Here is a 22,602-nt window from a genome sequence, read left to right on the forward strand (position 1 = left end):
AGCTTTCTTTGGCAACAGCGCTGTTGCGACATTACGATTTGTTTCGTTGCTGACAAATCAAATCATTCAAACAAACAACGCAACAACCCCACTTTGCCAGGCAAAGTGGGGTTGTTTGTGTGCTTCGGATTACTAGAGGCTCAATCGCTTTTCCGCCACCGCGAATCCATAATCAGACGCGCGGTAAATAAGCCTAGTGGCAAAAACATGATAATGAGCGCCGCGCGGGTCATCCACTCTGCGCCAACGCCAATGTTGTTAAGACCGATATTATACACAGCCCGATAGATGTAGAGACCCGGAACCATGATCACAATTGACGGCACAGTCAGCGAAATTCGCGGATAGCCATCAACCCGATTGATCGCGGAAGCAATCAAACCGGCCACCAAGGCACCGATAAACGCTGCCGCAGCCGGCGGAATCGTATTTAAGTCAACAAGTTCAAGTCGCAACGTGTTGGCGACGGCTCCGATCAAACCAGCCTGAACTGCCATGCGCCGCGGGCTGTTGAACATCACGGAGAAACCGAAAACCCCACAAAAACTGGCCATGAGTCGGAAAACCAGTAAAAGTGCCGGATTAAGGCCTAAATCGGCAAAGTTCTCTGGGCGCAAGTGCACCACCATGGCCACTAACCAGCCAACCAATGAAGCAACAATCGTGATCATCAAGGCATATAACAGCCGCTCCATGCCTGAGCGCATATCCTGCTTGGAAATATCCAACATACTGGTGATGAACGGGAAGCCCGGAATGACGAATAACATGGCACCGATATAGCCAGCCTCATGCCGTGCAGCAATCCCCAAGCTCATTTCCAAGCCGCGGAAAACCATAAAGTAAACCAGACAGGCAACCGCAACACTGACCCCGATGCACGCCAGCAACGTCCAATTGCGCCGAATCATAATCCCACGCAGCCAGTTACCGATACCCGCACCGACAAAACAACAAATCATCTCAATCGGACCGCCACCAAGCAGGAAAACGAAGGCACAGCAGGCCAAAGCCGCAGCAAGACCTGCACGAAGCGGATCATAGTTGCCAGACATTTTCTGAATCTGATCAAGCCGGTGATGAATATCCCGGACGGTTTCTTTGGCATACTGCGCATCAAACTCGCGCACAAATCGTTCCAGCGCATCCAACTTGTCCGTGTTCACACCACTTTGCGGCAACGACAACACTTCGGAATAAGCGTGGTTATTGCTGAAGCAGGTATACGATAATGAAATTAAGCCAATATCAGCCGAACACGACATCCGCAAGGCTCGCGCCACCGTGTTCATGGCTTCCCGAACCCGCCACGCCCCCGTGCCGCACGCCAGCAACATAATGCCAACCCGGCCAACAAGCGACGCCCGTTCTTCAAGCGTTGCATGATCCGCTTGACGCTCTTCGCTAACGATGACGTCATACCAAGGAATCTGCATATGGTGTTTTTCTGAAAGCGGTGGATTCCCCTGCGCCGCCTGATTACTTTTTGACGTCATGACTTGTGCCAATCCTTCTTCTTATAGGAATATTCGTTTTGAAAAATGAAAAGAAACATTCACTATTTTAGCACAACTTTTGCTGGCTTATTTTAAAAATATCGCCGCACTTGTCACTGGCGATTAAACATTTTATCCGCAAAATACTGCCAATACGTTTTTGTACCGGTAATGACCGTTGCCTCTCCAGCGATGCCATAATAGAGCGACTGTTGATGTGTTTTAGACAAGTGCACCCTAGCCTGGGCTTTAAAGTAGTTGCCGGTTTTGGGATTCACGGTCGGCGCAACGTCAACTGCATAAATTCGGCCGGTGACCGTCATAGGCGTCGGAACGTTCCGAGCAATTCGTAAGCGAACGTTTTGACCACGTTTCAGGCTCATGACCTCGGCCGGCGAAATTGCCAGCTTCAAATCAGCTTCTTTTTGCTTAGCCAGGTCCGGCAAAATCTGTGCTAAGACAGTGCCGGTGGGAATGTACTTGTTGTCACTTAAAGTTGCTTCAAGATGCAAAATTCCGTCGGCTGGCGCTTTGACCTGATAGTTATTGCGCTGATCTTTGAGTACCGTCAGCTTTGCCTCGCCTTCCTGAATGGCCTGTTTCACCTTCACCTGCTCTGCCGCGATGGTTTGCTGCATTTTGTTTTGCAAAGAAGCTAACTTTGCCTCATTTTGCCCTGTTTGTTGCGTAGAAAGATCGGCTTGCTTTTGGTTGGCGCGTTGGGTTTTCAGTGCAGCAAGCGCCTCTTTTTCACTTGTCAGCAGATTTTGCAGCTGTGACTGGTATTGACCTTTTAAATTGGCGAGATTTGCCGACTCAGTATTTTTGGCTTCGGCTTGATATTGCCCATAAAGATAACCGTAAGCATGGTCGGCTTTTAGCGGCTGATCAGTTCGGATGGCGTTTTGAGCTTCGCGAATCGCTGCTATTTTATCCTCACTGGCTTGCATACTGGTCCGTAACAATTGATCAATTTCTTTATTCTTGGCATTCGCCACATTTTGGGTCGCATTCACGGCTTCCGACTCCAGTTCGTAAACTCGCCGCTGATTGAGGTAATCGCGCACTTGTTGCTGATAGCCGAACTTATCGGCACTGGTAAAAAGATCATTATTGGCGGCAATGCTCCGATTGAGCGTGTCCAATTGGCCTTTTTGATCTTTTAAAGTGGCTAATTGCTGGGTCAATACCTTTAGTTGTGCAGGGTTGGCCACGTCGTGATACACCAGCAGCGTCTCGCCTTTTTTGACCCGCTTCCCTTCCTTCATATGATTCGTCACAATCCGATTCGCTGCTGTCCCCTGAATGGTCACGGCAGTTTTAACTGGGACAATTTCCGCCGCCGTTGTCACGGTCACTTCGCGTTTAGCAAAAATTAAAAAGAGCAACAGGCCTATAAACAGAATCGCTGTCGGCAAGATAATCATGGTTGAAAAATTATGGTAACGATGGTTATAAAACTCGGCGGTCTCTAGTTTCTTAAGATCAATCATCGCTAGCCTCCTTATTCACTCACCAACCGCGCATAATATCCCTGCCTTGCCAGCAGTTCGGCATGATTTCCCTGCTCAACAATTTCTCCATGATCCATCACCACGATCTGTTCGGTTTTAGCCGCGATGGTCAGTCGGTGGGCGACAAAAATAATCGTTCGATCCTTCATTGCCAACAGCCGATCCACAATCCGCCGCTCTGTGATGGTATCCAAACTGCTAGTCGACTCATCAAAAATCAGCACTTTGGCCGGCGACAACAACGCCCGCGCAATCGCCAAGCGTTGCTTCTGACCACCTGATAAAATGCTCCCGCTTTCTGTGAGCTTGGTCTGCCACATTTGCGGCAGATTCATAATATCCGTGGCAATCTCCGCAACGGCACATGCGTCTTCAAGTTGCGCCTGCGTCAAATCGGCACGACTGCCTAACGTTAAGTTTTCCATCACCGATCCGGAAAAAATAAACGGTTCTTGCGGCACATATTCGATATATTGCCGCAGCGTCGTGAGCGTCACATCATTGATCTGCGCGCCATTGAAGGTGATTTTTCCCTTGCCTGTTTCGACGGGGTAAAAGCCGACCAATAATTTGGCCAAAGTTGATTTACCTGACCCACTCATACCGACAATCGTGTATTTGGCGTTTGCGGGCACCTCAAGATGGATATGCTTTAAAATATCCTGACCAAACCCATATTTAAAGGAAACGTCATGCACGTTGATGGCACCATCAATCAGGCTGCGATCGGTCAGATGACGCTGTTCCTTAAACTCAGATTCAACCAAGTAAACCTCATTCAGCCGATTATTCGCCACCTTGGCCATTTGCAATTTTGGTTGCAAGTTGATGATACTTTCTAACGGATTGGTGAAGTATGACAGCAAGGCATTGAACGTCAGCATCTGCCCCAAGCTCATCTTGTTAGCCATCACCAGACTCGCCCCAATCCACAACACCACCACATTCAAGACAAGCTTCAGCAACCCTTTGATAGCTTGTTGAAGCTGGTCGGCTTTCGTGTAATTGAATGACTTCTTTAAATACGTGACAAATTCACGGTCAACCCGCTCATAACTGACTTTTTCGCCTGTCAGCGACTTAATGGTCTCAATACCGTTCAGATCTTCAATAATCGATGAGCTCAAAATGGCATTACTTTCCATTGTCTCTTGATTCAGCCGATTGAAAGGACGTTGAAACGCGAAAACAATCACCAAGTAACAAGGCACCGCAATTAAGGACACCAGGAACAACGTGGTATTTTGAATGCCCAGAACAATACCTAAAATAAGCACGATCCAAACATCAAGAAACAGGGTCATGATCGTATTCGCCAAGGCATCGATAATTTTATTGGCGTCCGAAAACCGCGACACAATCTCCCCTGTCCGGCGCGTTGCAAAAAAAGACATAGGTAATTCATACAGATGCCGGACGTAACCTAAAATAACGTCAATCGACAACCGCTGGCCTAAAACCGCCATCAAAAAGTTCTGACCATACGTCAAAACAGATTGAAGGATGTAAGCAAGAATCAGCCCAATGGCAATCATGCCCAAGGTTGTCCGCATAGCACTTGGAATGTAGGTATCAATGATCGATTGCAGAAAATACGACCCGGCAATACTAATCACCGTGATCAACAAAGCCGCAACAATAATATTGGCAATGATCACTTTTTGCCGCGCAAGCAAAGGCACGAAGGCAAACAAACTGCCTTTGTCCTCTTTGTGCGGTTGATATTGCGGTTCAGGCGCAATGAAAATAGCGACCCCCGACCACTCCTTGGCAAACTCATCTTTTGAAAGCCAGGTCATCGCGACTGAAGGGTCAGGATCACCGATTAAGATATGATCCTTCGTCGCCTTAAACACGACATAATAATGCAACAGCTCACCGCGCTTCAAAACATGCACCAAGATCGGATATGGCGCATCATCCAAATCAAACAACGTCATATCCGCCTTAACTGCCTTGGTTTCAAAATGAAGTTCCTGGGCGGCGCGGACAATGCCCAACGCCGTCGTTCCTTCTTGATCGGTCTTCGCCAGTTGCCGTAAATGTGCGAGTGAATAGTCGGACCCATGAAACTTCAGCAACATATTAAGCGCCGCAACGCCGCAATCACGCTCATCCACCTGAGGCGTGTAATGACGTTTGTAGTATGTTGCTTGGCCTAGTTTGAATTTGTATTTGAACATCCACGGCCTCCTCTTATTGGATTTCAGATTGTAAAACATGCAACGTCCACAGTTCGCGGGTTCAGATGTGACGAGTTTGCTCGGAGCTTAGTCATTTATCATAGATGTTAAGGTTAAGCATCTTAACTGCCATAAAAACAAATCTATGGTAATATGACTCTGCTGAGAATCAATGTCGTCTTAAAATAGAGAATTTAATATTAAATAAAAATCACAATTTACTTTTTATTTAATAAAACTGATTTATCCGTTGCTTCATTCATGCATCCTTGACGAAGATATCAGGCCCAAAATAGGTCTCTTTCTTGCACGCCTTAATGTTTTCCTCGAAAAAGACCAGCTATCCAACTTTTTAAATCCTCAAATGCCTGACTCGAGACACGATTGGTGCCTCCGTGCACTTGCGAAAGGCTGCAATCCGACATGATTGTCTCTTTCTGACTACTCTTTCGGTCGGTCATGTTAAGTTCCTCCTAGACATATTATTTTCATACCATCAGCCTAGCATGTATCACACTGCTGTTGTTAAACAAAAAATTAACGTCGTATTTTGGCCAATTAACGTCGTGTTATGACACGAATGCAAAGATAACTTGGCTTGTTCTCAAGAAAATGGGTGTTTTCAATATGGTCAGTCTTCCCAGTCATATATACTTTTTTATAAATTGGCCAACCTTTGTTTTTGGCATTGGGTTTCTTTCGTATATCTTCTTTTCCCGTATCCGTCCGCTTCACGTTGCCTTATGGTCAATCGCCGGAACGACGCTTTCGTTGTTTTTCTTAACTTATGGAGAAATCAGCTTTTGCTTAATTTATGCATGGTATATATCCAAAACGAACCAAAGTTCTGACAAATTCTGGGTCTTTATCTTTATGGAAGTTAATCTCATCATCATCACGATTCAAACCTGTGTCATAAGAATTTTCGCGGCGGCAGGTACGCAAAACCTGGCTTTAATTAGTGTGGTTATTACACTTATCCTCACTACAGCTTTAGCAGCGATTGTGATCTGGCTACTATTAAAAAAGCAAAAGCAGCTTGAACAGTTGCGAACGCTTATTAGAGAGCAAAACCATCTCCAGAAATCAGTTATTCTCTACACAGGTGCCACCTGCGTTTCGTTATACTGCTTTGAGGCAATATCTAATTTAGTTAATATAGGCATCATGCTAGATCTACTTATTCTTGGAATCTTTACGCTATCAGTGATCATCAACCTATATTCACTTTTCTTGATTCTGAAGTCGTTTAGCTACTACGTCGAACTCACCTGGATCAAGCGGGCCGAGGCCTCTCAGCGGGCGTATTACACCACCCTGAGCCAACAACAAAAAAACACGAACAAACTTCTACACGACTACAAAAATCTATTAGCATCGCTTCAACTGTCTCTGCAGCAATCATCTGCGGCCATTTCACCGGATACCCAAGCCATCCTTTCGCGGGCACAAGCATCGCTAAATCAAGCAGAATTAGGCAAAAGTTCCTTCACATCAATTAAAAGTGATCCTTTAAAAAGCTTGCTTTATTTAAAATGGGCTGAGTCAATGAACCACAATGTCATCATGAATGTCCAAACTGAGGGAGTCATTCACCCTCTAGAAAGTGCCCTTGGTTTTGCCATTATCAGAGCGCTTGGCATTTTGATCGACAATGCTCTAGAGGAAACGGTCAGAATTAAACATCATCGCTTCGACGTCACGTTAATTGCCTTAAAGCAAGGCCTAGAAGTCAGCGTCATGAACGATGTCGGTTCTGACTTCAATCTGACAGATCTTGAAAAGAAAGACTTTACGACTAAGGGCGACGGACATGGCAATGGCTTGTCCATCATCAATGAACTCATGCAACAAAACAAAAATATCCTTATCAGAAAATCGGTTATTAACCAACAGCTGAAAATCACTTTATTCATAGGAGATTCCTAATATGATCACTAATCGTACAACCTTGAAAATCTTCATTTTGGAAGACGATGCTGCCTTCCTTAGGTTCATCGAAAAAACGCTCAGAAACTACATTATGATTGAAGAATTGCATGCGGAAATTAAAATTGCCACCCAATCTGCTACAGAGCTGCTAAACGCCATTGATCTGCAGCAAATTAATGACAGCTTCTTTCTGCTGGACATTGATATTCCCGGATCCTCTATCAATGGCATTGATATTGCCAACATTGTCCGGAAACATTCCCTATATGCAGACATCATGTTCATTACCAGCCACACCGAACAAGCACTGGCCATTCTGTCCCAAAAGATTCTGCCTTTAGACTTAGTGGATAAAAGCGTGCCTGCAGAAGTTGAAACGCGGCTGCGTACCAATCTTGTTCAAGGGATAAAGCGATTACGGTCACGTCAACTCGAATCCCCACGGCTATTCAGCTACCAGATTGGAGCCAATCTCTTTTCACTTCCGCTAGACGACGTGCTGTATATTCAAACCGTGCTTGGCACACCTAGCACGCTCGAATTGCACGCTAAACATGAAACAACCACTTTCCCAGGGAACTTAAAAGAAGTTGCAAGTCGATATCCAACCTTATTTCGATGCCATCGAAGTTTCCTACTTAACCCCCTTCACGTTCATAAATTGAACGCTTCTGGTCGGTTCGTTTACATGGACAATCAGGATAAGCTTGACGTCAGTATTCGTAAAGTTTCGGCTTTACGCAGACTCATGGCAGCGGCTAATCGTTCACATGCTGAAGATAACAATCTGGCGGATGACGCTTAAAAAAACGCCCGTCACCCCCGCGGCAAGTACAAAAAAGGCCCAGAAATTCTTCCGTTTTCGAAGGAATTTCTGGGCCTTTAGAAAGCTTGTTAATTTGAGCTGACTTTTCGCTGATTCTCGGGCTATTGGTCGCTGATTCAAAGAACAGCTGAAAAAGCATATAAAGGAATACGACAGTCGTTCATTCACTTGCGATCCAATTATAGTTGCCTAATTGTTTGTACTCAAAGACAGCATCCCAAAGTGTTTTTTCTGCCTCACTGAAAGAAATACCGTCAGACAATTTGATAACCGGTGCTGTGTTAAAGAAATATTGAAGCTTGTTGTGGAATGCAAGACCATCGCATGTTTTCAACACTTCTAATTCTCGGCTAACAAACAGTGCTGTTTCAGAGTTTTTATGACAAATACTCAACTTAATGGATAGCTTCTCCATTGCAACAATTATCTCATCTTTAGATGGCATTTTTCTGCTCCCACCCGCGGTTGCGTGATTCTTCTGCCTTTATAAACACACTTTTAAATTTGGTCATTCCTCGTTGTTTCGTTGACGATCATACGCTTTTACAATTGTGAACATTTTTCTCAAAAAATCGTACGAATTGGATAGAATTGCAATGAGGATAATCGCATGCACCCGCCAACTCGCATCGTCAGACATGATCCATAGTAGTGTGAACAAACAAACCTGAACTATCCACATAGAAAGCGGCTGTCTAAGTCGTTTATGATCAAATGCGGTCATTTCTTTCATGTAAGTGAATTCACCTTCGATTTTCGCCAATAACTGCTCGTGCAACAGTGCGCACAAACCCAAAGAGAGTCCGAGATATTGACCGGAAAGGAAATCCTAACAGCTCTTGCTTCTGCAGTGCCAGAGCCACATTTTCCTAAACGGTTATCATCCCGTCTCTCTGAAGAGCACATTTATCACGAACTTGTTACGGCCTTTGCCAGCCTTGTTTAAACCCATCAATCAGCTGGTCAGCATGATTAAATGCATCTGTTGCTAGAATGCCTAGAATCGTTGCCACCGGAATCGCGAACGGTAAAAAGCCACCTGTAATCTGGCAAAGTTCAGAATCTTTTAAGTTGGTCATGACGATCATCCTTTCTTTTGACTCATCCTATGGCAGGTTTTCTTTTCGTTTGAGCTCGTTGAGAACATCGATGCTAAGGCTCATTGCAGGTGCCACAAAACCACCTTGAGCCCAGCTTCGAGCGATCGCGCCAAGTCCCATGCCAATGTAAGTCCAAAAATTATCAGTGCCGCCACCACTGATCCGTTCCAAGCGGCTATCATCCAACGTCACGAATTGTTGCATGGCGTTTCCTCCATTTCTTCGACTTGTTCACAGCCGATATATTTAAACTTTTCGGGTGCTGGCTTCCCTAAACACAATATACGATAGGTTTGAGTTCATCTGATCAATTAATTTTAAACGTCGGTATTTTTGAACTTTTCGTAGTGGTTTTAACCAAAGACGACAAAATTCAACGAAAAAAGCCGATTTTGCTACGTTAATTTTTGAACCCATTAGCTTCAGTCGTTCCCGGAGAACTTAAAAAAGCAGCAATTAATTTCAGCAAGTCCCTTTACCCGTTACTGAAATTAATTGCTGCTTTCGTAAATATGTTGTTGATATCATGTGTGCCGCGTCATGGCACTTCAAAAATTGATGAAAAAAACGAGGTTGCTGGAAAAGTAGTCTTTCTTCAGCTAGGTGTTATAAAAGAATCCGGAAAAATCTGATTCTGTGTCAGATCTTTCCGGATTTTTGTCATTTAAGGGGACTTTTACCCCTTACTTTTTTTCCATTAGTTTTATGATTCGCTCCATATTGGCATAAAAGAGCGTTATGGCCCCTTGGAGCGTCATGGCTTCGATGTTATTCGACCAGCTTTGCCGATAGCCATGTTTGGTTTTGAGTTTGGCATTCTTTGCTTCAATTCGATACCGCAACTTGGCGGTCTCTTGAAAGACTTGAGTTGCGTGGAAGACCAGCCGCTCTTGATTCTCTTGGGATTTAATCGAAACACTGTAAGTTTTTGTTTTTGTGCCGGGCTTATAACAGCCTTGGCGTTGCGGACATACTTGACAGTTGTTCACATCGAAAAAGTAGGTCCGTACCTGATTAGCGCCTTGGTTTTTCTTCCCTGTTCGTCCAACCCGTGTCGCCATAAAACCGGCGGGACAAACGAACATGCCCGCGTCTTTATTGAAATCCCACGTCTGCTCTGGTGTTCTGGTGCCATTGAAATGATCGGATGAAGCTTTGAATATAAAAAGAAGCTTCCCGGTTGGGAGAAGCTTCTTTAATCTCTAACTTGTCATCCATTGTAACCGAAGTAACCGCCAATACCGGCGCCAAGCGCCATTCCACCGATCATTCCCCAAGGACCGAGATTCTTACCGAACCTAGCTCCGGTCGCTGCTCCATTTAGAGCTCCGTTTACTGCATTACCCCAAGCGTTGCCACCAGACACAACGCTCAATTCGTCTTCCGTAACAGTGTTAAAACGATTGGAAACAGTGTTCATAAATAAAACCTCCTGATTTAAAATCCGCCAGTAAATCCAGTTACAGCCGTCCATAGGATGGGACCGTAATGAGCACCTAGGAAAGCGCCAGCAGGGCCACCTACGACGGCACCTAACGCGGCACCACCAGCAGCAGCGCCTGCAACACCAGAAACATTCTGCTGCCATGTATTACGTCCACCTACAACGTCAGTAAGTTCGGAATCCATGATTGTAGGGAATTTATTTGCTATAATAATCAAAATCACACCTCCTAGTGAGAGTAGAACGAGAGGAAAACTGAATGAGAACTATAATGAATTATGTAACTATTGCGATTTCCTTGGCAGGGTTCATCCTTGCAATGACATATTCAGTCAAAACGTATAAGGACAAAAAGCATGCTGGCATTTATATCAACTTTTTGCTTATATTTTCCGGTCTAATTGCAGCCATCAATTTCGATGCTAACAACACTGTTAGCATCGGTGGAATTGGTCTCACCCTGTCTGTTGCATGCGTGTTACTCTGCATGCACACACTTTACAAAAGCAATAGTTAACCTGAATAATTCATACAACTACAAACAGACGGCGCAACTTCATGCCAGTCATGAAGTTGCGCCGTCTGTGTTTTTCACCCACTGAGTGTGGTCTCGTGGTATTGTAGATTCGACTAGAAATAAACAAACGGGAGACCTAAAACAATGTATACTCTATCTGCTGTACAACTTCAATGCAATCCTAATATTCAACTCACTTGTGATGGCGGTCAACTCACCAATGATGGCGGCTTGTCCCTGCTGATCGATTTTTGCCATCGACTTCATCTCGACCAACTATTGCGCCAAACGGTTCATTTTGTCGATCAACGCAAGTGCTTCACTGCCAGTTACGCCGATATTTGTTTTCAAAAAATCTTGCTTAGCATGGCCGGTTATCATCACAATGTTCATGCCAATGATTTTCAACGTGATCCGGCACTGACAGCGATCCTGGGTGAACAAAGCCTTGTCTCGCAACCATCAATTTCTCGTTTTTTGCCATGATCACACCGGAAAATCTCGATGAGTTGCGCGAGATGGTTGCGCTTTTTCAACTTTATGTGGGAAATTTTAATTCTGCGAATAATTCAGGGTGAATTCACTTTCGATTCCGTCAATAATCACTCCTGCGACAGTGCCAAAAAGCAAAGATAGACGAAGAGATCACCGGAAAGAAATCTACAGCTCCTGCTTCTGCTGTGCCAGAATCATTGTTTTCTAAACGGTTTATACCACCGTCTATAAAATAACGTCTATCACGAACTTGTTACGGTCTCTCCCAGCTCTTTTTAGCACCGTCAATCAGCTGGTCAGCGTGATTCCACGCATCTGCTGCCAAAAAGCCCAAAATGGTTGTTACCGGAATCGCGAACGGTAAGAAGCCACCGGTAATCTGGCAAAGTTCCAAATCTTTCAAGTTGGTCATGATGCTCATCCTTTCTTTTGACTGGACCTATGGCAAATTCTTTTTACGTTTGATTTCGTTGAGAACATCAATGCTAAGGCTCATTGCGGGTGAGACAAAACCGCCTTGAGCAAAGCTTCGTGCAATCGCACCGATTCCCATACCAATGTAGGTCCACAAATTATCTGTGCTGCCGCCACTGATCTGTTCCAAATGGCGGTCATCCAGCGTCACAAATTGGTTCATAGCGCTTCCTCCATCTTCTTCGACTGATCTACAGCCGATATATTTTTAAACTTTTCGGGTGCTAGCTCCCTAAACACAATATGCGATAGGTTCGAGTGCCCGTGGCCAATTAAATTTAAACGTCGGTAATTTCGAGTTTTTCGCAATGCTTTTACCGAAAAAGGCCAAAATCCAACGAAAAAAGCCGATTTTGCGACGTTTATTTTTGAGCTCATTAGCTTCAATCGTCCCTGGAGCATTTGAAATAGCGGCAATTAATTTCAGCAAGTCCTTTACGGGTTGCTGGACTTAATTGCCGCTTTTGTAAATGTCTTGTTGATATAATGTGCGCTGGGACAAAGAAATTTAAATGTTAAGGAAAAATACGACTGTGTTGACAACTATGTGGGCAACAATCGATGCGCTGACATCTGCCTCACCGCGATTACAGAAAGTGAAAATTAACGCCATTAAAAAATACAGAATGATGAGTGAGGAAAGATATCCGTGTAGCAGGGAAAAGCCAAGTGACGAAATGATGAGTCCTAAACTTGATCCGTTAAAAATTCTTTTGTTCAAAATGCCTCTAAACAAAACTTCTTCCCAAACCGGTCCACAAACACATGCGTATAGCGGAATAAACGGTACCATGTTGGGGCTCAATTGCGAACCTTGGATATTTGGAAACAGTTCAGAAAAGACCACCTCTAGGATTAAGACGAATACACCGCCAAGCAAACCGACGAATATTTTCGAGGGAGAAGGGCTTAAATAAGACGCTGCAGCGAGATACTTATATGAAACGAACATATAAAAGAAAGTGAGCACATACCAAATAACCAAAAAAGTCTGATTATTCGGACGAATAAATCCAATGAACCATAGCGCTACTTGCGGCAAAACTAGCCCAAACCATATTGGAAATTTTAAATTGCATACTCCGCCATGAGAATCTATCCTTGGGTTCAACGACACTTCCCCTTCCATAAAAAAGGCGCTCACATGTCGGCAGCCGGCATTGCGAACGCTTTTGTAACTAAATGCTTTCAAATTAGCTCTTCATTTTTCATCTTTGTATTTCACTTTTTCTCGGTTTTAAAAATACTGTGATATAAAAATGAAGTCCAAGTAGGATGAATCCAGCAATCAAACCAAAAGTTCCTAGGTATTTAAAAAGATAAAACGGCACAATAAACATCGGAACCGCTAGTATTCGCGGAATCCCCACAGAAATGAATCTTCGCATCGAGAACAGTGCGAATGCAAAAAGCGACAGTCCGATCAGGAGCGATAACGGAGCGTATAGTACGCCAATGGTATTGGCAACTAGCGCACAGACAAAATAAAACAAAAATTCTGTCACAGTGACCTGTAGAAAGGCACGCTTGCCGATCGATAATCGTAAGTTCGCAAACGACCACATGCCACGCCAGTTCTTTAAATATCCGTTCAAGATTTCCATAAAAAATTCCCCAATCTAGCATTCCTTCAGCAAAATATTACCGGTCCGTGACTGAGCTTGGCAATTCGGATGCTAACTCTCCTGCAAAATTGGATGAACAATTGGCAACCCGTATCTTTTCCCTGGCAAACGGACTGGTTCTATCAAGGCCTTATTCCAGAGTAGATCGTCAAATTTCGTGAACGCATTGCCACCCACAACTTTCTCGAGTGTATGCTGTGTTAGCGCATGAAATTGTTCACTGTTCAGTTTAGTCATTTAAATCACCTTCCTCAAAATTGGAGATGTTGAAGACTAAAGGGCATTTTAACGTAATGACCTTAGTTAGTGTCTCTTAGCCATCCCAATTGTCACTTTCTATCCACTTTTATCTTCATCGTTGAATGTCATCGGTCGACCATCATTCGCATACGACTTATCTCTTCAATCTATTAATCAGATTCGTCCCAGCTATAAGGATGAACAGAACGAGTAAGAGCCAATAGTAACGATCGATCAATGAAATTCGCGGCAATACTTTTAAATCACTTAGTATTAACCAGATAGTCGCGGATAAAAAAACGGCCCACCCTAGAATGATGCTGACTATTCTTATCTTCATGGGCATTCTCCGTTATTTACGGTTAGCAATGTCCTTGCCTATGGTGTATCCCAGCGCAAAAAGTGCAACAGCTAAGGCTGGTCCAATCCCTCCAACGACAGTTTTCATGTCTTTGTCTGTGAGGTCTTGAAATTTATCACTGACACCTAAAGTGTTTAAATTACTGCTTTTCATTAAAATTCTGCCTCCTAATGTTTATTAATTAGGTACCCTGTTCCGATTCCTGCTGCAAGGGCACCGGCACCCCATGCCATTCCTTTAGTAATAGCAACCCCCGCAATAACAATTGGAAACAGGCCACCCCCAACATTTGCCAGCTCATCTTTTGAAAGATCATTAAACCGATTTAATGATAAATCCTTTATATCCATAAAAACCTCCAAGTTTAAATTCATCCACTACAACAACGTCTTTTAAAATCAAACCAATAGGTGCTAGCTACCTTACACACAATATACATGCTGAAGAGTATTTTTAGGTTTTTAAATTTTAAACGTTCAAAATTGCCGTTTTTTCGTTACTTTCTTTTTAAAAAGTGCAAAAAAGCGACGAAAAAATCAGTTTTCACTGCGTTTACTTTATGACCATGCTAGTTGCCTGAAATTTTCAAACCTAGTCCATCTTCACAAGACATAGCTGCCGTAAAAGCCTAGAGCGAATAAAATCTATGTTTGGCTGTTTGCTTCAATCGTCCAAAAGTTGCCATACTAATCGAAATTCCTGCCCGGTCAGTCTCCCTCATTAGTTCTAAACCGATCCCTAATCATTCCAATCCTTATTGGGGATGGGCTTTCTTTGACAGTTATGTGTTACGTCGACTGCGCGTATCTATACACTTTAATAAATAATCCCATATATTTAATTAACATTGTCTTGTGGTTAGATTCACTATACAGGCATGTTCATTCTTCCTTGGTGTGCTATTATACCCGTTGAGGAGCGACTGGCAGATTAAAGCCATGCATTATAATTATATTTGTGAACAGCAACGTTAGAAAAGCCACTTTAAAGGTTTTAAGATGCTGTTTTTATATTTGAACTGCAGTCGGTGTTGATAAATAATTCAGCAGTACATTTTGTCGGTTTACTTATGAGAAGGAATGAAATAAGCTACCAGCCACAGTGGCCGCGGGAGGATCACATATGTCGAATCAAAACCTACTTCATGTTTACATTCTCGAGGATGACCCGGATTATCTCGCTTTTCTCTGTAATACGGTAAGACGTCATATTTCATTTGAGGAATGGCCTGCAAAAATTGAGACTGCAACCACATCACCAGACGCGTTAATTTCAAATATTGATCAGCAAACTGTGAACGATAGCATTTTCTTTCTCGGCTTTGGCTTTACAAATTCATCCAAAGATGGTGTTGATGTCGCACTTGCGATTAGGAAAAGATCATTATACGCAGATATCATCTTCATTACTGGTCACATTGAGAAAGCATTAACGATTCTGTCTCACAAGATTGCCCCATTGGATCTGATCACAAAAGACAGTTCGGCAGCCGTAGACTCTCTCGTTCAAGATGACATTGCCTACTCTCTTCAACGTCTTAGAGCGCGAAAGCTAATATCTCCAAGATTATTTAGCTATAGGAAAGGCTCAAAAATAATTTCGTTCTCGCTGAATGAAATCATCTATATACAAACGATCTCAGGAAAGACTCGAGCATTAGAACTTCACTTAGAGAGTGAAACAATCCACTTCTCGGGCAGCCTTAAAGATTTAACACTGAAATATCCTACTTTGTTTCGTTGTCACAAAAGTATTCTCCTCAACCCTTTACACGTCGTCAGTCTAAATACTTCAGAGCGATTTGCCTACATGGATAATCATGAGAGACTTGAAGTTAGTTTCCGCAAAATGGTGACACTGCGCCAGATTTTGCGGTAATCTATGGCATCTTCTGGCTAATCGATAGATGTTACTTCGTCAGTATTATCGCATTTTTAGACTTTTTCGCGATTGTCTGTTTGTAAAACAACGACAGTCTAAGCACATTAATTCACTCGCATGAAACAACTAATTGCAGCAACAAGACGCGAAAAGTACCACAGTCAATGAATTTCTTCGACTGTGGTACGCCACTGATTGGCCCGATACCATCCTAAAACTAACAGGCTAGTATTAGTCCTCTATTTTCCTTAGTCGCCGATAAGTGATCATCTCGGCACAAATAACCAGCAGCATCCCACTGATCAATAAAAAGCTTTTTGTTGATAGAATCTGATTAACACCGCTCAGCTTAGCGAGGGAGACAAATCCGATCAATAAAAGTAAATTCAAAGGCAAGAGTACCCGATATTTTTGGGGGATCATCTCATTTTGTATAACTCATTGACGGCTTCTTTAAATGACGAATATCCATCGTTTAATTCACTGAGCTATACGTTCACCACCTTTCTGTGTCTTCATAATACCGTGAAAACAGAGCGATGAATCAGAAAGATTTAAACGTATGATTTTAACCAATTAACGTCAAATCGAGGCCAAAATAAGCTTTGATTCTTGCAAATCTTTCCTAATAAGAAACATTTTTCCCGTGGATCATCTAATAAAGACCACTCGTTTCAAATCTCAGGTAAAGCTCGAAGGAACATGTTGTGTTGACGGCTTAACCTTATTTCTGACTCAAAAATTTGTAGAGATGCTCATTCACAACTTTATTCCGCTGATGCAACTGACTATGCTGCGCCCGATGTCGGATTTCATGTTCCGTGTATTCTCTGACCTGATCAGCCACAAGGTATCTTAGTGACTTGGCCGAGCCAATTGGTACTCGGCCATCGGAGCCGTCCCCAAGATTGCCAAAGAGATTGAGCACCTTGGCTGTTTCTGGGAAAAACTGGCGGTTGCGGTAAAAATCGGCGTACTGCTTCGACATCTTTTGAAGCTGCCCCTTCGAATTTTTGGTGACTGTCTTACCACTATTGGCTCCCATTCCCGGAATGGCATTAAACGGGCCACCAACGGCCGCGAATCTTTTCAATTTCGGCATACCCGTCTTATTCGCTTGCGTTGCCCAGTATGTCCATGCCAATGAACCGGCAGAATGGCCAACCGCGTTAAACTGCCTGACACCATAACGAGACTTCAGTTGTTTGAGAATTTTGCCTAGTGCAAAGGCATCTTCCGGATTGCCACTCTCAAAAACAACCGCAATTAACGGATGCTTCACGTTTGGCCGCCATTTTCCCTTGACCGCCAGCCGGCCATCTCTCTTAATCAGATAATAAAGCACTTCCTGATAGCCGGCGTACTGACTAAGCCCGTCAATCATCCCTTTTTCCGAGGCATAGCTGCCGCCAAAACCATGGACAAATAAAGTCGGCACTTGATTGGTCTTACCTGTTTGACCTTGCGCGACTGAAGATTGGCGATTTATTTGAAGTCCAAACCAACCAGCCGTCATCATGAAAAGAACCAGTGCTATTTTAGCGAAAAATCTCATGGTGGTACTCCTTGTCTTTTAGGCAATGGGGTTAACTACTTGGACTACCATTGTAACATGCCAAGTTTTTTCTTCTAACTGTTTTGCCTCGTTCGCTGATAAGGCACTATCTTTCCTGAAACCCGATTTCTAAGCGGTTCAGCAGATCCCCTCTAAACGGCCTTCACTGAAAAGCAGATTCACCCTCCTCAATTCCTAAATTTGCCATAAGATCGAAAAAGCCACTTTGTTCAAGTCCAACGCTTATGCGTCAGACTTGAACAAAGCAGCTCCTTATAATGAACTGTTTCAACTAAGGTCGCTCTTGATCCTTAGCCAGATCAGCGAGGCTGGTATTTTTCAACACCTTCAGCATCGCTTCTTCGGCTTGGTTCAATACCTGTGAGCTAGCATCAAGCCAGTGCTCGACCCTTGTTCCATTGACAAAAGCACTTGGATCCACTGCTTGATGAATTTTAAATAGTGGGGTTGTGCCTTCAATGGCGATCAAGATGTCGTAGATGGTAATCGCGTCAGCAGGTTTGGCTAATCGTAGTCCACCATTGAGACCGGTTTTGGAGCTCAAGATGCCATTCTTTTTAAGTGTTGCCGATATTTTCTTAATGCTGGGCACCGGGATATTCAACATTTCGGAAATCTTTTGGATCGACAAATATTCGTCACGTTGATCTTGTGACTTCGCATCGACATAAGCAGCAATGTCGAGCGCTTGCGAAAATGCAACGGAAAAGGCCATCGAATATACCCTCCAATTAATCGATTAAGTATATTCCATTATACCAATTATCTGATCAAGCGCTGCGCTTTTCTGCGGGAATGATCAAAGTCAGCACGAGGACAATGCCGACAAGGGTCATCCCGACGCCGATTAACATGGCCTGACCAAAGACATCGGCGATATTCGTCAGACTTCCGGTCGTTGCCGCAAAAACAGCCAATCCCAAAGCACCGCCGAATTGACGCGCTGTGTTGTAGACGCCTGATGCGGCACCTGATATCTGCGGCCGAATTCTAGCTAAGCCTGAGGTGGCTAATGTCGCGAAAGCCAGCGCAAATCCAACAGCAAATCCCAGTGTTCCGAGCAACAGTAACCAATAATTGGTAAAGCGTGAGACAACTACGAGTTCTGCCAGAGAAAGTGAAACAACCACGAATCCGAAAAGCATGACACTCGAATTATGCCAGCGATCGACGAATGTTCGGGCTCGAACTGCCACAATGAACAGTAAGATTGCCATTGGCACCATACCAAGTGCTGTCATGAACGGTGTCAGTCCAAGCGCTTTTTGCATAAACTGCGGCGTATAGAACCAAAAGCCGATCGCCGCGGCACTAAATAATAGTGAGCTGACGTAAGATGCCATCCGTTCCTTATCCGCAAAAATCTCCAATGGCATTGTCGGATGAGCAACGCGTCCTTGACTGATAATAAATGCGCCCCATAACACCAATGAAATCAACAATGTCACTACTGGCCAAGGACTGCCATCAAGGCCATATGAAATCGAGGTCATCGCCAAAACCGACAAAATCGTGCCAATCCAGTCAATCTTCCCGGTTTGGCGCTTAGCACTAGGTAAATACCGCGCTGCAACAATCACCATCAGCAACGCAATCGGTCCATTAATGTAAAAACCGACCCGCCATGACGCAAAAGTGGCAAAAAAACCACCGATCACCAAACCGACTGCTGCGCCAGCGCCAATAACAGACGCATAATAGCCAATTGCCCGCTGGCGGGCTTTTCCTTGAAAGGTATCGGTCAAGAGCGCGAGACAATTCGGAGCAAGTATTGCGGCACCAATCCCCTGAATCGCGCGAAAACCGATCATAATCGGCGCATTGGTTGCCGCTCCGACAACAAGACTACCGATGCCAAAAATGATTAAGCTTGCAATAAAAAGCGGCTTACGTCCATAAATATCGCCTAATTTCCCGCCTACAAGCATGAAACCTGCATAAGTCAAGGCATATGCAACCTGCACCCATGACAAGGCATTGGCATTCAACTGTAACTGCGCCGCCATCTTAACCGTTCCTGTATAAACAATCGAGGTATCAAGCACCCCAAGAAAAGCACCGATCAGTGCCAGTCCTAAAATGATACGCTGTGTGATCGACATGGCGTTAGTTTTGATCGGCTTGGATTCTGTCAAGTCCGTATCTTCAAGTGATTCATCAGCTACCAGCCTATCTGCAGCCGCAACTTCTTTGTCTTCTGTTTTAGTCATATGCAATTCTCCCTTCCTTGGTTCAATTAGTATATTCCGTGTATACTAATATTGCAAATTTTTTTGTATGAAAATAGCCGCGGACTGCTCCACGGCCAGTTGTAGCAATGATTTATTTAGGTAAGATTGTCATTTTCGATGATTCTCCAGTCAGCTTACCCTGGAGCTCACACCAGTATTAATGGCCACCCCAAACAATCGGCATGGCACCTAATCCCGCTGCCAGCGCCTGTTTTCGATAACGGGCGGCATCAACCTCGCTTATGGCGACATCTTTCTTAATGAAGTTGAAAATGTCCACCAGCCCTTTTGGCATCGTATGATGAATGAGATAATACTTTGAAATATCGTGGGACAACTGGGTCACCGCAGTCACATAAGCTTTGTCATCATCGCCTTCATCAAGTTTCTTGGCATTGATTTTGATTAGCGCCTGTAAATCTGCCTGTGCTTTGATCGTTGGACTCGAATAAGCCTTGCTTAACAAGTCTAATAAGGTTTCACGTTTGTCTGGCATCTTGCACTTCCTTACGAAAATTGGCTTGCGTAGTTTCACTTTTCTGAAATCTTGTATGCTTTTCAAGTACTCATAGGATGCGCCGAGAGCTTAATGATTGCAAGTACAAACTTCCCCCATAAGCAGGGGCGAGTATTAACTTTTTAAACGCGGCAAAACCTCCTTTTTTCGTCGTTATTTACCATTTTAAAGACCTCAGACGACGAAAATTGCCAAATTACCTACGTTAAAATTTTTTGATTACCGAAATCATGCTGTCATCGTATACTGTGTGTAAAGAAGTCTGGAGGAACTTTAAAATGATCATAACCGCAGATATGGTACTAAGAGTGATTACATGGATCAGCGCCATTGCCCTGGTGCTGTATATCGTTGCTGCCGCCTTTAAATGGCTGCCTTCATCTGATATTATCGTCCCGATGCTATTGTTATCGACCCTGATTTCGTATTTTGCCTCATCAATCGATGAAGAATGAAAAAATCAGCACACAGTTACTTAACGTTTAAGAATTGATGCACGGCTGCAAACGTCCTCTTTGCTAAGAGATTCCAACGAACCAAAAAGTCCGACAAGATTTTGACACTTCGTCAAATTTTGTCGGACTTTTTAACGAGCCACATAAAATTAAAATACTTCCGTTGCGTGCCTTAACACGCTGGCTGATGTCTACGGCAAATCATTGCCTGCCGCAAAGTAAATGTTGTACCACTCCTGCCGCGTCAGCGTGATGTCCGCGCCGGCTGCACTTTCCTTAATGTGCTCAGGATTCATGGAACCGAGGATAACCTGGACACCAACCGGATGGCGCAAGAGCCAGGCAACGGCGATGGCATTTTTATTGGTGTGGTAGTGGTCAGCGACTTTTTGCAGTTCATCGTTCAGATCCTTGAACTTCGGACTGTCGATGAAGGTGCCCTCAAACATTCCGTATTGGAACGGTGACCATGCTTGCAAGGTCATCTGTTTACGCTGGAGATAAGGCAACAGACTGCCATCATGGTCGATGGACCGGTCGTCTTCCATGTTTGTGTGCATGCCTGCATTGACCATACCAGTATGGGCGACCGAGAATTGCACTTGATCGATTAATAGATGCTGGTGAATGCCGCTTTGGAGCAAGGCAATTTGCTCGGGATTAAAGTTTGAAACGCCGAAATGACGAACTTTGCCGCTTTGCTGCAACTCGTCAAATGCTGCCGCAACATCGTCCACTTCCATTAACGGATCCGGCCGGTGCAACAACACTGAATCGAGATAGTCGATTTGCAGGCGCTCTAAGATCTTATCAACTGCGCCCAGCAAGTGTTCCTTTGAAAAGTCATAGCGTCGGCCAAAGACAAGACTGCCATGTGAACGGTCTGGGTCAACCACGATACCGATCTTCGACTGAATATAGAGTTGATCGCGGTTAACGCCGGATTGCTTCAAGGCTTCACCGAAAACTTCTTCCGACTTGCCTTGACCATAAATATCCGCGGAATCAATAAAGTTGATGCCGTCATTGTACGCACTGTCTAAAACGATCGCAGCTTTTTCTGGCGAAAGTACATTCATGCGCATGATGCCCAGTGCCACGCTTGAAGCCTGCCAGTTAGAACCGCCTAATCGCACTTGTTTCATGTCTTGAAAACCCCTTTCAATGCAAACTTAACCATTGTGATATCATCCATCACAACCGTAACCGTCTCTAGTTTAGCCCCTAAAGTCCACTTGAGGTCAAGCCATTATTAGAATTTCAATATAACGACTTGTCATCATCTTTTTCGCGCGGTAATTTAAACGTATAGCCACTTATTTTTTATCAGCAAAAGTTCCTTATTAGGAGGTTAATTTCATGACTGTTAAAGATAAAGTCGTTGTTATTACCGGTGCATCTAGCGGTATTGGTGCCGCGACCACCCAAGTATTGGCGCAAGCCGGTGCCAAATTGGTGATTGGGGCACGGCGCACGGAGCGGCTCGCCGAATTAGCTAAGCCTTTTGGCGATCAGGTTCGTTATCAAGCAACCGATGTCACCGATCAGCAACAAGTTAAAGCCTTAGTTGATTTGGCCATCAACACCTTCGGCCACGTTGATGTGCTGTATAACAACGCCGGCCTCATGCCGCTGTCGGAACTTTCTGAGTTGAAGGTCAACGAATGGGAGCGGATGATCGACGTCAATATCAAAGGCGTCCTTTACGGAATCGCCGCCGTCTTGCCACATATGA

At 44.1% G+C, this 22,602-nt stretch carries 28 protein-coding genes; 6 read left to right on the top strand and 22 right to left on the bottom strand.

Annotated features, from left to right (window positions below; translation table 11 throughout):
• Positions 1-140: 140 nt before the first annotated feature.
• The 4 genes from GSO_RS11520 to GSO_RS18590 form a co-directional block, all read right to left on the bottom strand.
• Positions 141-1,496 carry a threonine/serine exporter family protein gene (locus tag GSO_RS11520; RefSeq protein WP_010492339.1) on the bottom strand — a complete coding sequence of 452 codons (1,356 nt, stop codon included), beginning with the start codon at positions 1,494-1,496 and terminating at the stop codon, positions 141-143.
• Positions 1,497-1,609: 113 nt separating this feature from the next.
• On the bottom strand, positions 1,610-2,989 hold the full coding sequence (locus GSO_RS11525; protein ID WP_010492342.1) for a bacteriocin secretion accessory protein: 1,380 nt from the start codon (positions 2,987-2,989) through the stop codon (positions 1,610-1,612).
• Between the two features lie 11 nt (positions 2,990-3,000).
• Positions 3,001-5,193 carry a peptide cleavage/export ABC transporter gene (locus GSO_RS11530; RefSeq protein WP_010492344.1) on the bottom strand — a complete coding sequence of 731 codons (2,193 nt, stop codon included), beginning with the start codon at positions 5,191-5,193 and terminating at the stop codon, positions 3,001-3,003.
• Positions 5,194-5,507: 314 nt separating this feature from the next.
• Positions 5,508-5,654: a bacteriocin-like peptide, LSEI_2386 family gene (locus GSO_RS18590; protein WP_369440770.1), complete on the bottom strand. Its 147-nt coding sequence runs from the start codon at positions 5,652-5,654 to the stop codon at positions 5,508-5,510.
• Between the two features lie 166 nt (positions 5,655-5,820).
• Between GSO_RS18590 and GSO_RS11540 the strand changes: the two genes are divergently transcribed.
• Together GSO_RS11540 and GSO_RS11545 are read left to right on the top strand one after the other, a co-directional pair.
• Positions 5,821-7,122 (top strand): GHKL domain-containing protein, encoded by a 1,302-nt coding sequence (locus GSO_RS11540; RefSeq protein WP_010492346.1) that lies wholly within the window; start codon positions 5,821-5,823, stop codon positions 7,120-7,122.
• Between the two features lies 1 nt (position 7,123).
• Positions 7,124-7,930 carry a response regulator transcription factor gene (locus GSO_RS11545; protein ID WP_010492348.1) on the top strand — a complete coding sequence of 269 codons (807 nt, stop codon included), beginning with the start codon at positions 7,124-7,126 and terminating at the stop codon, positions 7,928-7,930.
• A gap of 181 nt (positions 7,931-8,111) precedes the next feature.
• On the opposite strand, the gene GSO_RS11550 is transcribed toward GSO_RS11545, so the two are convergent.
• The 6 genes from GSO_RS11550 to GSO_RS11580 all read right to left on the bottom strand — a co-directional run bounded on the left by GSO_RS11550 (position 8,112) and on the right by GSO_RS11580 (position 10,713).
• A complete protein-coding gene (locus GSO_RS11550; RefSeq protein WP_010492350.1) occupies positions 8,112-8,396 on the bottom strand; it encodes a hypothetical protein in 285 nt (94 codons plus the stop codon).
• A gap of 475 nt (positions 8,397-8,871) precedes the next feature.
• Positions 8,872-9,030: a hypothetical protein gene (locus GSO_RS11560; RefSeq protein ID WP_010492208.1), complete on the bottom strand. Its 159-nt coding sequence runs from the start codon at positions 9,028-9,030 to the stop codon at positions 8,872-8,874.
• 27 nt (positions 9,031-9,057) lie between these two features.
• Positions 9,058-9,255: a hypothetical protein gene (locus GSO_RS11565; protein WP_010492355.1), complete on the bottom strand. Its 198-nt coding sequence runs from the start codon at positions 9,253-9,255 to the stop codon at positions 9,058-9,060.
• A gap of 479 nt (positions 9,256-9,734) precedes the next feature.
• The gene (locus GSO_RS18595) at positions 9,735-10,136 is read right to left on the bottom strand and encodes a transposase (RefSeq protein ID WP_010492357.1); all 402 of its coding nucleotides are present in this window, start codon (positions 10,134-10,136) and stop codon (positions 9,735-9,737) included.
• A gap of 125 nt (positions 10,137-10,261) precedes the next feature.
• The gene (locus tag GSO_RS11575) at positions 10,262-10,471 is read right to left on the bottom strand and encodes a Blp family class II bacteriocin (protein ID WP_010492359.1); all 210 of its coding nucleotides are present in this window, start codon (positions 10,469-10,471) and stop codon (positions 10,262-10,264) included.
• A gap of 17 nt (positions 10,472-10,488) precedes the next feature.
• The gene (locus GSO_RS11580) at positions 10,489-10,713 is read right to left on the bottom strand and encodes a Blp family class II bacteriocin (RefSeq protein WP_010492360.1); all 225 of its coding nucleotides are present in this window, start codon (positions 10,711-10,713) and stop codon (positions 10,489-10,491) included.
• Positions 10,714-11,156: 443 nt separating this feature from the next.
• Here GSO_RS11580 and GSO_RS11590 point away from each other — a divergent pair, with 443 nt between their 5' ends.
• Complete coding sequence (locus GSO_RS11590) at positions 11,157-11,498, top strand: transposase (RefSeq protein WP_010492364.1); 342 nt, start codon at positions 11,157-11,159, stop codon at positions 11,496-11,498.
• Between the two features lie 262 nt (positions 11,499-11,760).
• On the opposite strand, the gene GSO_RS11595 is transcribed toward GSO_RS11590, so the two are convergent.
• From GSO_RS11595 to GSO_RS11635, 7 genes are all read right to left on the bottom strand, one after another.
• Entirely contained in the window at positions 11,761-11,919 is a 159-nt protein-coding gene (locus GSO_RS11595) for a hypothetical protein (protein ID WP_010492366.1), read from the bottom strand.
• 27 nt (positions 11,920-11,946) lie between these two features.
• Entirely contained in the window at positions 11,947-12,144 is a 198-nt protein-coding gene (locus GSO_RS11600) for a ComC/BlpC family leader-containing pheromone/bacteriocin (protein ID WP_010492370.1), read from the bottom strand.
• A gap of 345 nt (positions 12,145-12,489) precedes the next feature.
• On the bottom strand, positions 12,490-13,173 hold the full coding sequence (locus tag GSO_RS11610) for a CPBP family intramembrane glutamic endopeptidase (RefSeq protein ID WP_029345596.1): 684 nt from the start codon (positions 13,171-13,173) through the stop codon (positions 12,490-12,492).
• 16 nt (positions 13,174-13,189) lie between these two features.
• Positions 13,190-13,585, bottom strand: coding sequence for a hypothetical protein (locus tag GSO_RS11615; protein ID WP_010492375.1), 396 nt, complete (start codon positions 13,583-13,585; stop codon positions 13,190-13,192).
• Positions 13,586-13,657: 72 nt separating this feature from the next.
• Positions 13,658-13,843: a ComC/BlpC family leader-containing pheromone/bacteriocin gene (locus tag GSO_RS18600; RefSeq protein ID WP_010492377.1), complete on the bottom strand. Its 186-nt coding sequence runs from the start codon at positions 13,841-13,843 to the stop codon at positions 13,658-13,660.
• Positions 13,844-14,198: 355 nt separating this feature from the next.
• Positions 14,199-14,360: a hypothetical protein gene (locus GSO_RS17870; RefSeq protein WP_155807536.1), complete on the bottom strand. Its 162-nt coding sequence runs from the start codon at positions 14,358-14,360 to the stop codon at positions 14,199-14,201.
• Positions 14,361-14,374: 14 nt separating this feature from the next.
• Entirely contained in the window at positions 14,375-14,557 is a 183-nt protein-coding gene (locus GSO_RS11635; protein WP_010492380.1) for a class IIb bacteriocin, lactobin A/cerein 7B family, read from the bottom strand.
• Positions 14,558-15,329: 772 nt separating this feature from the next.
• Between GSO_RS11635 and GSO_RS11640 the strand changes: the two genes are divergently transcribed.
• Positions 15,330-16,085 carry a LytR/AlgR family response regulator transcription factor gene (locus GSO_RS11640; RefSeq protein ID WP_010492382.1) on the top strand — a complete coding sequence of 252 codons (756 nt, stop codon included), beginning with the start codon at positions 15,330-15,332 and terminating at the stop codon, positions 16,083-16,085.
• A 727-nt stretch (positions 16,086-16,812) separates the two neighbouring features.
• Here the strand turns inward: GSO_RS11640 and GSO_RS11645 are convergent.
• The 4 genes from GSO_RS11645 to GSO_RS11660 form a co-directional block, all read right to left on the bottom strand.
• The gene (locus GSO_RS11645) at positions 16,813-17,643 is read right to left on the bottom strand and encodes an alpha/beta hydrolase (protein ID WP_010492384.1); all 831 of its coding nucleotides are present in this window, start codon (positions 17,641-17,643) and stop codon (positions 16,813-16,815) included.
• A gap of 292 nt (positions 17,644-17,935) precedes the next feature.
• Positions 17,936-18,379, bottom strand: a complete 444-nt coding sequence (locus tag GSO_RS11650) for an RrF2 family transcriptional regulator (RefSeq protein WP_010492387.1) — start codon at positions 18,377-18,379, stop codon at positions 17,936-17,938.
• A 55-nt stretch (positions 18,380-18,434) separates the two neighbouring features.
• Positions 18,435-19,766: an MFS transporter gene (locus GSO_RS11655; RefSeq protein WP_420896617.1), complete on the bottom strand. Its 1,332-nt coding sequence runs from the start codon at positions 19,764-19,766 to the stop codon at positions 18,435-18,437.
• 286 nt (positions 19,767-20,052) lie between these two features.
• Positions 20,053-20,391: a bacteriocin immunity family protein gene (locus GSO_RS11660; RefSeq protein ID WP_010492390.1), complete on the bottom strand. Its 339-nt coding sequence runs from the start codon at positions 20,389-20,391 to the stop codon at positions 20,053-20,055.
• A gap of 299 nt (positions 20,392-20,690) precedes the next feature.
• On the opposite strand from GSO_RS11660, the gene GSO_RS17875 reads away from it, so the two are divergent.
• On the top strand, positions 20,691-20,867 hold the full coding sequence (locus GSO_RS17875) for a hypothetical protein (RefSeq protein ID WP_010492391.1): 177 nt from the start codon (positions 20,691-20,693) through the stop codon (positions 20,865-20,867).
• Between the two features lie 191 nt (positions 20,868-21,058).
• Here GSO_RS17875 and GSO_RS11670 read toward each other — a convergent pair whose 3' ends face one another.
• The gene (locus GSO_RS11670) at positions 21,059-22,012 is read right to left on the bottom strand and encodes an aldo/keto reductase (protein WP_010492394.1); all 954 of its coding nucleotides are present in this window, start codon (positions 22,010-22,012) and stop codon (positions 21,059-21,061) included.
• Between the two features lie 214 nt (positions 22,013-22,226).
• Here GSO_RS11670 and GSO_RS11675 point away from each other — a divergent pair.
• Positions 22,227-22,602, top strand: a 376-nt coding sequence (locus GSO_RS11675) for an SDR family oxidoreductase (RefSeq protein WP_010492396.1), incomplete at its 3' end; no start/stop codon positions are given.

It is taken from the genome of Lacticaseibacillus zeae DSM 20178 = KCTC 3804 (assembly GCF_000260435.1).
GTDB classification, from domain to species: domain Bacteria; phylum Bacillota; class Bacilli; order Lactobacillales; family Lactobacillaceae; genus Lacticaseibacillus; species Lacticaseibacillus zeae.

Coding starts and splice junctions, on each gene's coding strand:
- GSO_RS11520 (WP_010492339.1), bottom strand. CDS start 1,496: ATGACGTCAAAAAGTAATCAGGCGGCGCAGGGGAATCCACCGCTTTCA.
- GSO_RS11525 (WP_010492342.1), bottom strand. CDS start 2,989: ATGATTGATCTTAAGAAACTAGAGACCGCCGAGTTTTATAACCATCGT.
- GSO_RS11530 (WP_010492344.1), bottom strand. CDS start 5,193: ATGTTCAAATACAAATTCAAACTAGGCCAAGCAACATACTACAAACGT.
- GSO_RS18590 (WP_369440770.1), bottom strand. CDS start 5,654: ATGACCGACCGAAAGAGTAGTCAGAAAGAGACAATCATGTCGGATTGC.
- GSO_RS11540 (WP_010492346.1), top strand. CDS start 5,821: ATGGTCAGTCTTCCCAGTCATATATACTTTTTTATAAATTGGCCAACC.
- GSO_RS11545 (WP_010492348.1), top strand. CDS start 7,124: ATGATCACTAATCGTACAACCTTGAAAATCTTCATTTTGGAAGACGAT.
- GSO_RS11550 (WP_010492350.1), bottom strand. CDS start 8,396: ATGCCATCTAAAGATGAGATAATTGTTGCAATGGAGAAGCTATCCATT.
- GSO_RS11560 (WP_010492208.1), bottom strand. CDS start 9,030: ATGACCAACTTAAAAGATTCTGAACTTTGCCAGATTACAGGTGGCTTT.
- GSO_RS11565 (WP_010492355.1), bottom strand. CDS start 9,255: ATGCAACAATTCGTGACGTTGGATGATAGCCGCTTGGAACGGATCAGT.
- GSO_RS18595 (WP_010492357.1), bottom strand. CDS start 10,136: ATGTTCGTTTGTCCCGCCGGTTTTATGGCGACACGGGTTGGACGAACA.
- GSO_RS11575 (WP_010492359.1), bottom strand. CDS start 10,471: ATGAACACTGTTTCCAATCGTTTTAACACTGTTACGGAAGACGAATTG.
- GSO_RS11590 (WP_010492364.1), top strand. CDS start 11,157: ATGTATACTCTATCTGCTGTACAACTTCAATGCAATCCTAATATTCAA.
- GSO_RS11595 (WP_010492366.1), bottom strand. CDS start 11,919: ATGACCAACTTGAAAGATTTGGAACTTTGCCAGATTACCGGTGGCTTC.
- GSO_RS11600 (WP_010492370.1), bottom strand. CDS start 12,144: ATGAACCAATTTGTGACGCTGGATGACCGCCATTTGGAACAGATCAGT.
- GSO_RS11615 (WP_010492375.1), bottom strand. CDS start 13,585: ATGGAAATCTTGAACGGATATTTAAAGAACTGGCGTGGCATGTGGTCG.
- GSO_RS18600 (WP_010492377.1), bottom strand. CDS start 13,843: ATGACTAAACTGAACAGTGAACAATTTCATGCGCTAACACAGCATACA.
- GSO_RS17870 (WP_155807536.1), bottom strand. CDS start 14,360: ATGAAAAGCAGTAATTTAAACACTTTAGGTGTCAGTGATAAATTTCAA.
- GSO_RS11635 (WP_010492380.1), bottom strand. CDS start 14,557: ATGGATATAAAGGATTTATCATTAAATCGGTTTAATGATCTTTCAAAA.
- GSO_RS11640 (WP_010492382.1), top strand. CDS start 15,330: ATGTCGAATCAAAACCTACTTCATGTTTACATTCTCGAGGATGACCCG.
- GSO_RS11645 (WP_010492384.1), bottom strand. CDS start 17,643: ATGAGATTTTTCGCTAAAATAGCACTGGTTCTTTTCATGATGACGGCT.
- GSO_RS11650 (WP_010492387.1), bottom strand. CDS start 18,379: ATGGCCTTTTCCGTTGCATTTTCGCAAGCGCTCGACATTGCTGCTTAT.
- GSO_RS11655 (WP_420896617.1), bottom strand. CDS start 19,766: ATGTCGATCACACAGCGTATCATTTTAGGACTGGCACTGATCGGTGCT.
- GSO_RS11660 (WP_010492390.1), bottom strand. CDS start 20,391: ATGCCAGACAAACGTGAAACCTTATTAGACTTGTTAAGCAAGGCTTAT.
- GSO_RS17875 (WP_010492391.1), top strand. CDS start 20,691: ATGATCATAACCGCAGATATGGTACTAAGAGTGATTACATGGATCAGC.
- GSO_RS11670 (WP_010492394.1), bottom strand. CDS start 22,012: ATGAAACAAGTGCGATTAGGCGGTTCTAACTGGCAGGCTTCAAGCGTG.